The following is a 13786-nucleotide window of genomic DNA, read 5'->3' on the forward strand; positions in this document are numbered from 1 at the left end:
TTCCCGCCGCACCGCCCACAGAGTGACAGGTGTCCCCCGCACCTTCTCACGCCGTGGGAGAACCGCCGTATGAGCCACCTGTCAGAGCACCTGCGCCAGGCCACACCGGTCGTCGCCGAACGCGGCGAGGGAGTCCACCTCTTCGGCACCGACGGCCGCCGCTATCTGGATTTCACCGCGGGCATCGGCGTCACCAGCACCGGCCACTGCCACCCCAAGGTGGTCGCCGCCGCGCAGGAGCAGGTGGCCACACTGATCCACGGCCAGTACACGACGGTCATGCACCGGCCGTTGCAGCGTCTCGTCGAGCGACTCGGCCAGGTCCTGCCCGAGGGCCTCGACAGCCTCTTCTTCGCCAACTCCGGCAGCGAGGCCGTCGAAGCAGCGCTGCGGCTCGCCCGCCAGGCCACCGGCCGCCCCAATGTCGTCGTCTGCCAGGGCGGTTTCCACGGCCGTACGGTCGCCGCCGCGTCGATGACGACATCCGGTACGAAGGTGCGCACCGGGTTCGGCCCGCTGATGGGCGGGGTCGTCATCACGCCGTTCCCGCACGCGTTCCACTACGGGTGGGACGAGGAGACGGCGACCCGGTTCGCGCTGCGCGAGTTCGACCAACTTCTCCAGACCGTCTCCGACCCGGACGACACCGCCGCGATCTTCATCGAGCCGGTCCTCGGCGAAGGCGGCTACGTCCCCGCCAACTCCGCCTTCCTGCAAGGCCTTCGGGAACGCGCCGACCGCCACGGCATCCTGCTCGTCCTCGACGAGATCCAGACCGGCGTCGGCCGCACCGGCCGCTTCTGGGGTCACGACCACTTCGACGTCCGCCCCGACATCCTCATCACGGCCAAGGGCCTGGCCAGCGGCTTCCCGCTGTCCGGCATCGCCGCCTCCGAAGAGCTGATGCGGAAGGCACGGCCCGGCTCACAGGGTGGCACGTACGGCGGGAACGCGGTCGCCTGCGCGGCGGCCGTCGCCACGCTCGACGTCGTCGAGGAGGAGAACCTGGTCGACAACGCCGCCGCGATGGGCGCCCGACTGCGCGCGGGCCTCGACGAGGTCGCCGCGAAGAACCCCGCGATCGGCGACGTACGCGGTCTCGGTCTGATGCTGGCGAGCGAGTTCGTGACGGAGACGGGCGAGCCCGACCCCGGGGCGGCAACTCGGGTGATGGGGGCGGCCGTTGAGGAGGGGCTGCTCCTGCTGCCCTGTGGCCCGTGGGGCAACGTCGTCCGCATGATCCCGCCGCTGATCGTCGACGCGGGCGCGATCGACGAGGGCCTGCGCGCCTGGTCGGCCGCGGTCGCGGCGGGCACGGCCGGATGACCGACGCCCGTTCCCTGGTCGACCTGCTGGCCCGGACCGCTCCGGGCCTGGAGGTCGACACGGGGGAGGGGCGGCGCGCGCAGTACGCGTACGACGCGTCCAACTACCGGGTGCCGCCCCTCGCCGTCGCCTTCCCACGCTCCGTCGAGGATGTGGCAGCGCTCGTACGGGCCTGCCGTGACCTGAGCATCCCGCTCACCGCGCGCGGGGCGGGCACCAGCATGGCCGGCAACGCGATCGGCCCCGGCGTGGTCCTCGACTTCTCCCGCCACCTCAACAAAGTCATCGCTGTCGACCCCGACACCCGCACCGCCGTCGTCGAACCCGGCGTGGTCCTCGACGACCTCCAGCGCGCGGCCGCACCGCATGGCCTGTTCTTCGGCCCCGACCCGTCGTCCCACAGCCGCTGCACCCTCGGCGGCATGATCGGGAACGACGCGTGCGGCAACCATTCGGTGCGCTACGGGCGGACGGTCGAGCATGTCGAGGAGCTGGAGATCGTGACGGCCACGGGGGTGCGTGCGGTGGCCGGTGTCGGGGGACTGCGCGCCGTCGAGAGCGAGAACGCGGCCGAAATCGCCACCTTGGACGCCGAGTTGACCCGGCTCGTCGACGACAACCTCGCCGCCCTCCGTACCGAACTCGGTCGCATCCCCCGCCAGGTCTCCGGCTATCAGCTCCACCACCTCCTCCCGGAGCACGGCCGACACACCGCCCGCGCCCTGGTCGGCACCGAGGGCACCTGCGCGGTCGTCACCCGCGCGACCGTACGACTGCACCCCAAGCCGGCGGCCACCACGCTGCTCGCGCTCGGCTATCGGGACGTCGTGGACGCCGCCCTGGACGTCCCGGCGATCCTGCGCCACCGGCCCACCGCGGTCGAGGGCATGGACGAGGCCATCGTCGCGACCCTGCGCCACCGACGCGGCCCGGGGGCCGTCACCGGTCTGCCCGAGGGCGCCGCCTGGCTGTACGTCGAACTCGACGGCACCGACCAGACCAACGCTGACGCACGAGCCGCAGACGTCCTCACCGAACTCCGCGCCGGGGAGCGGATGGTGGCGGGCCGCGTCATCGACGACCCCGCCGAACGCCGTTCCCTGTGGCGCGTACGCGAGGACGGCGCCGGACTCGCCGCCCGCCTCGTCGACGGCGGCACGTCCTGGCCGGGCTGGGAGGACGCGGCCGTCGATCCGCACCAACTCGCCGACTACCTGCGGGACTTCCGTACCCTCCTCGCCAAGCACGACTTCACCGGCGTGCTGTACGGACACTTCGGCGCGGGCTGCGTCCACGTCCGCATCGACTTCGCCCCCGCGACGCCGGAGGGGGCAGCGGCCATGCGCGCCTTCTTGGAGGAAGCCGCCGCGCTGGTCGTCTCGCACGGCGGCACCCTGTCCGGCGAACACGGTGACGGCCGCGCCCGCAGCGAACTCCTCGCCACCATGTACAGCCCGCGCATGCGAGCCGCGTTCGCCTCCTACAAGCGGTTGTACGACCCCGACGGCGTCCTCAATCCGGGAGTGATCGTCGATCCGGCGGGCGTCGACGCCGGCCTCGCGCTGTATGCAATCAACTCCCGTGCGCCGGAGGGTGGTTTCACCTTCCCCGACGACCCGGGCGGCCTCGCCGAAGCGGCGAGCCGCTGCATCGGCGTGGGGCGTTGCCGCAGCGACTCGGGCGGAGCCATGTGCCCGAGCTACCGCGCCACCCACGACGAGCGCGACTCCACGCGGGGCCGCGCCCGGCTGTTGCAGGAGATGCTGCGCGACGGCCCCGGCACCGTCATCACCGGCGGCAGCCGCTCGACGGAGGTACGGGATGCCCTCGACCTGTGCCTTTCCTGCAAGGCCTGTGCCGCCGACTGCCCGGTGGGAGTCGACATGGCGACGTACAAGTCGGAGTTCCTGCACCGGCATTACCGGCGTCGGCTGCGCCCGCTCAGTCACTACAGCCTGGGCTGGCTGCCCTGGTGGGCGGTGCTGGCCCGCTGGTTCGCGCGTCCCGCGAATGCTCTGCTCGGCGGACCGCTGGGCCGGCTGGTCGCACGGCTCGGCGGAGTGACCACCGAGCGCGCCCTGCCGAGCTTCGCCCCGCGCCGAGCCCTGCGCGCGCACCTGCCCCCGCCGCCGGAAACCCCGGCCGCCGTCCTGCTCGTCGACTCCTTCACTCGAGCCTTCCGCCCCGACGTCGCCGGAGCCGCCGCCCGCGTCCTGGCCGACGCCGGTGTCCCCGTGACCGCGCGCGAGGGGCTGTGCTGCGGGCTCACCTGGGTCAGCACCGGCCAACTCGGCATCGCCCGGCGCGTGATGACCCGTACCGTCGAACGGCTCGACGCCGAGGGCGAGTTGCCCATCGTCGTGCCCGAACCGAGCTGCGCAGCCGCCCTCCGCCACGACGCACCCGCCCTCCTCGGCACGGACACCGCCCGCCGGGTCGCCGCCCGCATCCGCACCTTCTCCGGCGCGCTGACCGAACTCGCCGACCCCGACTGGAAACCCGTGGCCGTCCCCGACCGCGTGACGCTCCAGACGCACTGCCACGAGTACGCCGTCTTCGGCGAGACCACACAGAGCACGCTGCTGCGCCGCCTCGGCGTCGGACAGGTCGACGAGGCGAACGGCTGCTGCGGCCTGGCCGGCAACTTCGGCTTCGAGGCGGAGCACTACGACACCTCGATGGCTGTCGGTGCCCTCTCCCTGGCCCCGAAGCTCGCCGCACTCGACACGACCGCCACTGTCCTTGCAGACGGCTTCAGTTGCCGCACTCAGGCGGCCCATCTGACCGGCCCCGACGGCCCGCAGGTCCGGCACCTGGCCCAACTGCTCGACCCGAACCCGTCCGGAGGTACCCGCTGATGACCACCACCACGTCCACGTCTGTCGTCGAGACCGTTCCCAAGCAGCTGTTCATCGGTGGGAGTTGGCAGGACGCGGCCGACGGCGGCCACTTCGCCGTGGACGACCCGGCGAGCGGCGAGCGGCTGTGCGAGGTCGCCGATGCCTCACCGGCCGACGGGCGACGCGCCCTCGATGCGGCGGAGGCGGCGCAGGAGACGTGGGCGGCGACCGCACCCCGCGCCCGCAGTGAAATCCTGCGCCGCGCTTACGAGATCATCCTCGAACGGCGCGAGGAACTCGCCCTGTTGATGACCCTGGAGATGGGCAAGCCCCTCGCGGAGGCGCGCGGGGAGGTCGGTTACGCGGCGGAGTTCTTCCGCTGGTTCTCCGAGGAGGCGGTACGGATCGAGGGTGGGTTCACGCGGACCCCGGACGGAGCCAACCGCGTCCTGGTCATGCGTCAGCCGGTGGGCCCCTGCCTCCTGATCACCCCGTGGAACTTCCCGCTCGCGATGGGCACCCGCAAGATCGGACCCGCGATAGCGGCGGGCTGCACCATGGTCCTCAAGCCCGCCCCGCAGACCCCGCTGTCCAGCCTGGCCCTCGCCGGGATCCTCACCGAGGCGGGACTGCCGGAGGGCGTGCTCAACGTCGTGACCACGACGGACGCCGCCGGGGTGATCGAGCCCCTGCTGCGCGGCGGGGGCGTGCGCAAGCTGTCCTTCACCGGTTCAACTCAGGTCGGACGGCTGCTCCTTGCCCAGTGCGCCGACACCGTCGTACGCACCTCCATGGAGCTGGGCGGCAACGCGCCCTTCATCGTCTTCGAGGACGCCGACCTCGATCGGGCCGTCGAGGGCGCCATGGTCGCGAAGATGCGGAACATGGGCGAGGCGTGCACCGCCGCCAACCGCTTCTTCGTGCATCGCGAGGTCGCGGACGCGTTCGCCGCGCGGCTCGCCGAGCGCATGACCGCGCTCACCGTCGGTCCGGGCACCCAACCCGGCTCGCAGGTGGGCCCGTTGATCGACGCCGCCGGACGCGCCAAGGCCGACGGCCTCGTCCAGGACGCGGTGACGCGCGGCGCCAAAGTACTGACCGGCGGCGAAGTCCCGGACGGGCCGGGCCACTTCTACCCGCCGACGGTCGTCACCGAGGTCCGCCCCGGCTCGGAACTGATGCGGGCGGAGATCTTCGGCCCGGTCGCCGCGATCCTCACCTTCGACACCGAGGACGAGGTCGTACGCGCCGCCAACGACACCGAATGGGGCCTGGTCGGCTACCTGTTCACCCGAGACATCGACCGCGCCCTGCGCGTGGGGGAGGGGCTGGAGACCGGCATGGTCGGCATCAACACCGGTCTGGTCTCCAACCCCGCCGCGCCCTTCGGCGGCGTCAAGCAGTCGGGGCTTGGCCGCGAGGGCGGACGGGTCGGCATCGACGAGTTCCTGGAGTACAAGTACCTCGCCATTCCCGTGGTCCCCGTGGCGGACGGCCGTGGCTGACCGGCTTGTCGTCCTGCACCAGGGCATCCTGCCGCCGAACGCCGAGCACATCGAAGCTCTCGCGGACACGGTGTACGCCACCGAGGAGGAACTGCCGCTCCTCCTGCCGGGCGCGGACATCCTCCTGTGCTGGCACTCCATCACCCCGGCGGTCGCGGAGAGTTGGCCCGAGGACCCGACCCTGGCCCCCGCCTGGGTCCACGTGGCCGCCGCCGGAGTGGACTCGCTGCTCTTCCCGGCGCTGGTCGACAACGCCGACGTGGTGCTGACCAACTCGCGGGGCGTCTACGACCAGGCCATCGCCGAATACGTACTCGGCCTGATCCTCGCCCTGGCCAAGGACTTCCCCGGCACCTGGGAGCACCAGCGGCGCCGTGAGTGGCGGCCCCGCGACAGCGAACGCATCGGCGGCCGCACGGCACTGGTGTGGGGAACGGGGCCCATCGGCCGCGCCGTCGCACGCATGCTGCGCGCCGTCGGCATGCGGGTGTGCGGCGCCGGGCGCACCGCACGCGCCGACGACCCGGACTTCGGGACGGTGCACGAGGGCGCGAGCCTCCGGCCTGCGCTGGCCGACGCGGACTACGTGATCCTCGCGGCCCCGCTCACCCCGGCCACCCGCTGCATGGTCGACGCCTCCATCCTCGCCGCGATGAAACCCGGAGCCCGGCTGGTCAACGTCGGCCGGGGTGGCCTCGTAGACGAAGAGCCGCTCGTCAAGCACCTCGCGGACGGCCGCCTGGCCGGAGCGGCCCTGGACGTCTTCGCTCAGGAACCGCTGCCCGCCGCGTCACCGCTGTGGGACATGCCCGGCGTGATCGTCTCCCCGCACACGGCGGGCGAAGTGACCGGCTGGCGCGCCGACTTGGCGGACCTGTTCCTGGAGAACCTCGGGCGCAGGGTGGAGGGGCGGCCGTTGCGGAACGTGGTGGACAAGGAGAAGGGGTACGTCAGGGACGGGACCGCGTTGGAGTCGTGCTGAGTCAGGCTGCCGGCGATTTGCACCCGGGTTCACAACGGACGGGAGCGTCGATCACGTCCGTCGTCCGCCGTCCCTACACCTGGTCCCCTGAGGCCCCGATGCCGTGGGCGAACGCCGTCGTCCAGGCTTCCACGGCCCGGCGTCTCGCCCGCATCGTGGGGCGAGGACGTCGAACATGTGCGGTACGCCGGGCACGAGGTGGAGTTCGACGGAGTTTCCGGCCGCGCTCAGCCGGGAGGCGAACTCCAGGGCTTCGTCCCGGGCCGGATCGACGGCGCTGACCATGATGTAAGTCGGCGGCAGATCCCGCAGGTCCTTCGCGCGGGCCGGTACGGCATAACCGGCTTCCGGATCGTTCTCCTGGAGGTAGAGCTCCCAACCGGCCGCCGCGCCCTGGCGGTTGAAGAGCTTGGGGTCGGTGACGGCTCGGGCCGAATCGGTCTCCAGGCGGTCGTCGAGGACCGGGTATCCGAGGTACAGGTACCTGATCTGCGGCCCCTTTCGGGCACGGGCGGCGAGAGCCACAGCCGCCGCGAGGGCGGCACCGGGCGGAGTGCCCGCCAAGTGCCACGCGTGATGTGTCGAAACCGAGGTCCTCCGCCTCGTCGACCACCCAGCGCAGGGCGGCGTAGCAGTCGTCGAACGCGGCGGGGTACGGATTCTCCGGGGCGAGCCGGTAGTCCGGGGCGACGATGGCGATACCCAGCTCCGCGGTCAGCCGTCGGCACGTGGCGTCCTCGGCGTTGGGGCCGCCGATCACGAACCCGCCTCCGTGGATCCAGACCGCCACCGGCAGGGGAGCGGCGCTCGTGGTCGCGGGGGTGTAGAGCCGCAGCCCCAGGGTGTGCCCGTCCACCGGAATCGAGCGGTCCTCGACGTTCACCTCGTCGTCCGACTTGCCGTCGCCGCTGGCCGCGCTGAGGGCGGTGCGGGCCCCCTGTATGTCGGCGAAGACGTTCGTTTCCGGCGCCATCGACGCCGCAGGACCCGAAACCCAGCGCGCGATCGCCCAGTTGGCCGCCCGGCGCGCGTGTGAGGTCGCCGGCCTCGCCGACCTCGACTGGGTCGCGTCGGCCCTGACCGCGGTGGCCCGGCAGGACCCGCTACCGCCGCCCTTGGACGACTCGGCCCGCATGTGGCAGATATTGGCCAACGATCCGCGTGTCCCGCGCCGGACGGTCGCGACGGCCGTCCCACCTCAGCGGCCGGCTTTCCGCCCGCCGGACACCCCCGGAGTTGTGCCCGCACCACAACCACAACGGGCGCCCCGGCGTGACAGGGTGACGGGACCTCTCGCGGCCAGAGCGCACGTGGCTCAGGCCAAGCCGACGGGACCCGCAGCGTATGCCGTACAGATCACCCTCGGTCCTCCAGACCCTGCGGCGCGGATGTCGCAACCCCACATGGCGCTCCCCGCCGTGACCGGCGCCGCCGAAGCGGATCTGCTCCAGGCCGCCCTCGACGCCGTCTTCGCGGCGGTCGCCGCCTATGGAGAGGACTACCCCACGCTTCTTGAGGAGGTGTGGTCCGTGTGCGGGGGGCGTACATAGACGAGGGCTCGGCACACTGTCAGGCCCGGGGCCGGACTGGACGTCACGCGGTGTTGGGCCGATGGCATCGATAGTGTGCGGCCATGCGCGCGCCCGTCCCGGATCCCCCTCAGCCCCCACTCCCTGCCCTGCGCAGAGCCCGAGACCTAGGCCTAGTGGTTGGGGATGGACCCACTGGCGAGCACAACGCCCTCACGGACGTTCCCGGGATCCGCGTCGGGCACACCACGCTGATCCGTCCGTCCCGGGTACACAGCGGCGTGACCGCGATCGTGCCGGACGGAGTGGGGCCGGGCCGTCCGTTGCCGGCCGGGGTGTTCGCGGGCAACGGCTACGGGAAGCTGATCGGTGCCACGCAGATCGCCGAGCTAGGCGCGCTGGAGACGCCGGTGCTGCTCACCTCGACCTTGTCCGCGTTCCGGGTGGCGGACGCTCTGGTGGGCTGGATTCTGGAGCGGCCCGAGGGTGCGGGCGTACGGAGTGTGAATCCGGTGGTGGGGGAGTGCAACGACGGGTTGTTGTCCGACATCAGGTCGCGTCCGGTCCGTGAGGAGCATGTCCGTGCCGCGCTCGAGTCCGCGTCGGGCGGTCCGGTGGCCGAGGGGTGTGTCGGTGGGGGCACCGGACTGACGGCCCTCGGGTTCAAGGCCGGCATCGGTACGTCGTCGCGGCGCGCGCTGTTGGCGGGCCTGGACGTGATGCTCGGGGTTGTGGTGCAGGCCAACTTCGGCGGCACGTTGAGGGTACGGGGCCGTACGGTCACTCCCGCCGATGTCGGTGTCCCGGCGGGGGAGGCCGGTCCGGAGTTGGGGTCGTGCATGGTCGTGGTCGCGACCGACGCGCCGCTGGACGCACGGCAGTTGACCCGACTCGCGCGCCGCGCGGTTTACGGACTGGCCAGGGTCGGCGCCGGGTACGGCCACGGCAGCGGCGACTACGGACTCGCTCTGGGAACCCGGCCCCTGGGCACGCCCGCAGGGCCCGCCGTGGTGCCCGACGACAGGCTCGACCCGCTCTTCACCGCCGTACTCGACGCGGTGGAGGAGGCAGTGCTCAACTCGCTGCTGATGGCCACCACGACCACGGGCCCGGACGGCCACACGCGTCACCCGTTGCCTGCGGCACCGCTCCTGGCCCTGCTCGGCTGAATCGTTCCGCAGTCACCTCACGCCCGGGTCCTTGCCCGCGGAGTTGCCGGTATCCCTCCCGTCGGGGCAACTGCCTATGCCTGACGGGCATGATCCCTGTCCTGCGGGGCGATTCGGGCGGAAGCGGGTTGCCCGATTCCGGTACGCACGATCAAGTGTGGTCTGCGCGGTGTGACGGAGGGCGAGACAGTCGCCCCTCATGTTCGCGTGCCGTGCCCGGCGCATCAGGGCGCGAATTCCTGGCCGCACTCCACGAGCGCAGTGACAGACCGGGCCACCAGCCCTGCCGCAACTCCCCTCACCCGGGGGCCACTTGCCCACTCCCATGGCACAGAAACCGCGTACCAAATGACCAGCACTGGACAGGCAGCCGACGGCCTCGGCGCACCGGCGTCAGCCGGGGCCCGATCGACCTCGGGCGGCGGTACGAACGCGTGAAATCCAGACTTGATCCGCTGACCGTGGCGGCGATGGCGGTCACCGTCGTCTCGATCTCGGCCACCGCGCCCCTGACCGCCGCGGCCACCGCCTCACCGCTCGCCATGGCCTTCTGGCGCAACTGCCTCGGCTTCGCCGTACTGGGACCGTTCCTGCTGCTCCTGCGCCGCCGCGAGGTGGTCCGCGTCGTGCGCGGCGAACGAGGCGTTCTGCGCCGCGAGCAGTGGCGGCCGCTCGTCTTCGGCTTCCTCGCGGCCACCGCGCTGGCCCTGCACTTCGCGGCCTTCATGACGAGCACCCGACTGACCTCGGTCGCCATGTCCACCGCGCTGGTCGCCACCCAGCCCGTCTGGCAGGCGCTCATCGCCGCCGGTCAGGGCGTCCGGGCCTCCCGCAGGACGTGGACGGGGCTCACGCTCGCAGTGGTCGGAGCGGCCGCGGCGGCCGGTCTCGACATCCGATCCGGCGGTACCGCACTGGTGGGTGACCTGCTCGCCCTGGCGGGGGCCCTTGCCCAGGCCGGGTACACCGCCCTCAGTGAACGGTCGCGCGCGGATGTGAGTACACCGCTGTACTCGACGTTCACCTCGCTGGTCTGCGGTCTGGAACTCCTCCTCGTCTGCTGGTTCGCCGACATCTCGCTGACCGGCTTCGACAGGGCGACCCACCTGTCCCTGCTCGGGTTGCTGATCCTCCCGCAGATCCTGGGGCTGGGCTCGCTGAACTTCGTCCTCGGCAGGGCCTCAGCGACGACGATGAGCGTCCTCCTCCTGCTGGAGACACCCGTCGCCGCACTCGCCGCATGGTGGTTCATGGGCCAGAACATCAACCCCGCGACCGTGCCAGGACTTCTGCTGATCATCGTCGGTGTCACGGTCGTGGTGACCAGCGGCAGCGGGGAACATGCCACAGACCCGTTGGACGCATACGACGTGGGGATACCGCCGTACCCGGCCCACACCCCTTACATCGCCCAACTGCCCTCGGTGCCCCAGCAGGTGACGTCTCGTCATCGATCCTTCCGGGACCCGAGAGTGGCGTGGGCGAGTCACAGCGGAGACGAGAGTCCGACGGTCACGCTCACCTACCACGGTGCGGGGGCCTTCGACACCCTGTACATGCGCAGACCGACGCCACCGGACGAGAGACCGAGCATCGACGGTCCCACGCTGATGCTGACGAACCGCGGCCGGCGGAAGTGAGGTTGGGACGAGGCTCGGTGACGGGCGAGGCCGTACTCGACTCTACGAACTCGCACGCTCTTCCTCGTGCGGCACGGCGTATCCAGGTACAGAGGGCCAGCGCACGGTGAGTACCACTGACTCCTCCTCCGCGACCCAGGAGTGATCCACTCCCCGGCCCCAGACGACATAGTCACCCTGTTCTTCCAGCAGCACGCTACGACCGGGGAACTCCATCCGGAAGCGACCTGTGACGAGAACCAGGAGAGCGGTACGCACCTCGCCCTTCACCCACTGCGCTCGCTGGTCACCACGTGGGTGGACGCCCCATTTGACCTCCACCGCCTGGCTGTGACGAGGATCGCCGTGCTCCTTGAAATGCCCGAGCAGCCAACCCTGGTCCAGCGCGGCGTCCTTACCCGCATTGCCCACGTACACGCCGTCATCCATGCGCCGGAACGCTAGCAGTCGGCCACCGTGTCGGTCGCAGCGTGATCAGCGCTTTCGAACCAGGTCATCGAGCAGCCGGTTCGCGGCCACCGCCGCTCCGTCGGTGCGGAGCTTGGCGCCCAGAGCCTTTGCCCGTGCCCGGGTCTCAGGTGAAAGGGCGGTTTTGAACGCGACGTTCAGGGATTCGGTGGTCAGAGTCGGAGCATCGAGTGCCGCACCGATGTCCAGGTCCGCCACCCGGCCGGCCCAGTACGGGTTGTCCGCCAGCTGGAGAGGTACGACCACTTGCGGCGCTCCCGCGCGGGCGGCCGTCAGTGTGGTGCCCGCGCCGCCGTGGTGCACCACGGCGGCCACCCTGCCGAACAGCCGCTGGTGGTTGACCTCGCCGATGGCGAAGCAGTCGTCCCGGCCGTCGACCAGGTCCAGGTCCGCCCAGCCGCGGGAGACGAGTACGCGGTGACCCTGTGCGCGGATCGCCTCGACGGCCCTGCGGGCGATGTCCGGTGCCGGGCGCATGCTGCCGAAGCCCACGTAGACCGGCGGCGTGCCCGCGTCGAGGAACGTCAACAACTCGGCCGGGAGCGGGCGTTCGTCCGGCAGACCCCATGCACCCGTCTGGATCACGTCGAGGCCCGGGGTCTCCCGCCACGCTCCCAGGACCGGGTCCGCCGCCAGCCACGGCTGGTCGGTGTAGACGTGGTCGCGGACGTTGTCCACCGGCCGCAGACCGATCGCTGCCCGGTGACCGTTGAGCGGCTCGGCGAACTGCGCGTTCACGTTCTCGGCGTCCAGGTCCCACAGCGTCAGGTTGTCCGTCGCGTCCGGCTCCGGCCAACCCGGCCGCGGCGGCGGCGCGTGGTACGGCGACGGGAGGTTGACCGCCGAATAGCTCGCGTACACGTAGTGGATGCCCGCGGCCTCGGCCACCGACCGCGCGGCGATCTGCGCCAGGCCGGCCGCCACCAGCGCGTCACATCCGTCGGCCGCCCCGGGGAAGACGTCGAACTGCGTGTCGACCATCTCGGTCCGGTACCGCGACAGTTCCGCCGCCGACGGCAGAGTCGCCCCGCGCATCAGCTCCCGCACCGGAGGCCCGACCGGCACCAGTTGCATGCCGAGACCTGCCAGCCGCTGCGCGAACTCCTCGTCCGGCGGGGCGCACATCCGCACCTCGACGCCGAGCTCCTGAAGTCGCACCGCCAGTGCCACCAGCGGTTCGACATCGCCACGCGTCCCGTACGTGGATAGCAGCACCCGCATTCGGAGTCCTCTTTCGTTCTGTCTTCACAAACGTTTTGGTCCGTGCCCGCCCAGGCTTCGAGTGGTCCTCATCGACGGCGACGCGGCGGCCGTGGCGGGTGCGCGGCAGCAGCATACGTGGCGTGGTTCTGGGCGTGGATGCACAAGTCGGCTCCGTCGGACCGGAGTTGGAGGCTGCCGGCACCGATCGAGGCCCTCTCGCGTGGAGCCGTCCTCGGTGGCTACGGTGAGCGCTGGTTATCGATCGTCGACACAAGCTGAGGGCCACTCCATGCAGAGTTCGTCCGTGCCCATCCCTGATGTTTCGATCATCTTGCCCTGCGCCGGTTTCGGAACACGCTTCAGGGCGCCCTACTCGAAGGAACTGCACTGTCTGGCTCCTGGGGTCACGGTGCTGGACCGCAGTCTGGAAGCCGTAGTCGAACTGGCCAAAAGCGGACTCAACGTGCGCCTGGTCGTCGTATTCGGGACGCATAAACTGGACACGGTGAGTTATCTCGTGCGCTATGCCGAGATCTTTCAAATGGTCTTTGTCTACCAAGATCAGTCGTTTGAACCGGATCTCGACGGTGCGATCCGAATTGCCCTGCCGATGACTCAGGGGCCGGTGGCGCTTGTCCTGCCCGACATCGTTGTCTCCGGCGCGGGGAGCGCCGGCAGCCTTCTCGCCGCGGTGCGCGATGTGGGGGTGTCGGGTTGGAGCGTTGTGGCCGCCGAAGAGCGGGATCCCGACACGCTGCGGCAGATGGGCGCGCTGGCCGTGGTCGAGGAGGACGGCGTCGCGAGAGTCTCGGCGGCCGCCGACAAGCCTGCGGATCCGTCGGGCTTCAACGCGTTCTGGGGCATGGTGGCGGTCACCGAGGAGGAGGCGCACCGGTTGCCCGACGTGGTGAGCAAAGGGGCGGACAGCCCGCTGGCCGGTGCGGTCGCCCTCATGGTGGAGCGAGTCGTCAACTACAACACCGCCGCGGGCTGACAGGGCTTCTTTGCCCGTGCCGTCCTAAATGCCCGTTTCGTGGAACTCTCTTTTGGCGGAGCGCTTCCGTGGGGTGTTCCGGAATGTCAAGTGTTGACATGCCCAGAGCTCATGATCGATGATTTTGACT

At 70.9% G+C, this 13786-nt stretch carries 11 protein-coding genes and 1 pseudogene; 8 read left to right on the top strand and 4 right to left on the bottom strand.

Going from position 1 to position 13786, the window contains the following annotated elements:
- The first annotated feature begins 69 nt into the window (after positions 1 to 69).
- Genes M2283_RS07565 through M2283_RS07580 form a run of 4 tightly spaced genes read left to right on the top strand, consistent with a single transcriptional unit; the run spans position 70 to position 6653 of the window.
- Positions 70 to 1326, top strand: coding sequence for an aspartate aminotransferase family protein (locus M2283_RS07565; RefSeq protein ID WP_280875308.1), 1257 nt, complete (start codon positions 70 to 72; stop codon positions 1324 to 1326).
- Positions 1323 to 4184: an FAD-binding and (Fe-S)-binding domain-containing protein gene (locus M2283_RS07570; RefSeq protein WP_280875309.1), complete on the top strand. Its 2862-nt coding sequence runs from the start codon at positions 1323 to 1325 to the stop codon at positions 4182 to 4184. Before M2283_RS07565 ends, M2283_RS07570 begins: the two co-directional genes overlap by 4 nt.
- Entirely contained in the window at positions 4184 to 5671 is a 1488-nt protein-coding gene (locus tag M2283_RS07575) for an NAD-dependent succinate-semialdehyde dehydrogenase (RefSeq protein WP_280875310.1), read from the top strand. The genes M2283_RS07570 and M2283_RS07575 overlap by 1 nt, the downstream gene beginning before the upstream one ends.
- Entirely contained in the window at positions 5664 to 6653 is a 990-nt protein-coding gene (locus M2283_RS07580; protein WP_280875311.1) for a D-2-hydroxyacid dehydrogenase, read from the top strand. Before M2283_RS07575 ends, M2283_RS07580 begins: the two co-directional genes overlap by 8 nt.
- Before the next feature lie 51 nt (positions 6654 to 6704).
- Here M2283_RS07580 and M2283_RS07585 read toward each other — a convergent pair whose 3' ends face one another.
- Positions 6705 to 7217, bottom strand: coding sequence for an alpha/beta hydrolase fold domain-containing protein (locus tag M2283_RS07585; protein ID WP_280875312.1), 513 nt, complete (start codon positions 7215 to 7217; stop codon positions 6705 to 6707).
- A gap of 43 nt (positions 7218 to 7260) precedes the next feature.
- Positions 7261 to 7626: pseudogene (locus tag M2283_RS07590) on the bottom strand (alpha/beta hydrolase); the annotation flags it as partial.
- Between M2283_RS07590 and M2283_RS07595 the strand changes: the two are divergent.
- The 3 genes from M2283_RS07595 to M2283_RS07605 all read left to right on the top strand — a co-directional run bounded on the left by M2283_RS07595 (position 7595) and on the right by M2283_RS07605 (position 10991).
- Complete coding sequence (locus M2283_RS07595; RefSeq protein ID WP_280875313.1) at positions 7595 to 8203, top strand: hypothetical protein; 609 nt, start codon at positions 7595 to 7597, stop codon at positions 8201 to 8203. The pseudogene M2283_RS07590 and the gene M2283_RS07595 overlap by 32 nt on opposite strands.
- 83 nt (positions 8204 to 8286) lie before the next feature.
- Complete coding sequence (locus M2283_RS07600) at positions 8287 to 9351, top strand: P1 family peptidase (protein WP_280875314.1); 1065 nt, start codon at positions 8287 to 8289, stop codon at positions 9349 to 9351.
- A gap of 434 nt (positions 9352 to 9785) precedes the next feature.
- Entirely contained in the window at positions 9786 to 10991 is a 1206-nt protein-coding gene (locus M2283_RS07605) for a DMT family transporter (RefSeq protein WP_280875315.1), read from the top strand.
- A gap of 42 nt (positions 10992 to 11033) precedes the next feature.
- Here M2283_RS07605 and M2283_RS07610 read toward each other — a convergent pair whose 3' ends face one another.
- Positions 11034 to 11420 carry a signal peptidase I gene (locus M2283_RS07610; RefSeq protein WP_280875316.1) on the bottom strand — a complete coding sequence of 129 codons (387 nt, stop codon included), beginning with the start codon at positions 11418 to 11420 and terminating at the stop codon, positions 11034 to 11036.
- A 45-nt stretch (positions 11421 to 11465) separates the two neighbouring features.
- Positions 11466 to 12680 (bottom strand): glycosyltransferase, encoded by a 1215-nt coding sequence (locus tag M2283_RS07615; RefSeq protein WP_280875317.1) that lies wholly within the window; start codon positions 12678 to 12680, stop codon positions 11466 to 11468.
- A 286-nt stretch (positions 12681 to 12966) separates the two neighbouring features.
- On the opposite strand from M2283_RS07615, the gene M2283_RS07620 reads away from it, so the two are divergent.
- The gene (locus M2283_RS07620; protein ID WP_280875318.1) at positions 12967 to 13656 is read left to right on the top strand and encodes a hypothetical protein; all 690 of its coding nucleotides are present in this window, start codon (positions 12967 to 12969) and stop codon (positions 13654 to 13656) included.
- Positions 13657 to 13786: the final 130 nt, after the last annotated feature.

This window comes from Streptomyces pseudovenezuelae, assembly GCF_029892565.1.
Taxonomy (GTDB): domain Bacteria; phylum Actinomycetota; class Actinomycetes; order Streptomycetales; family Streptomycetaceae; genus Streptomyces; species Streptomyces pseudovenezuelae_A.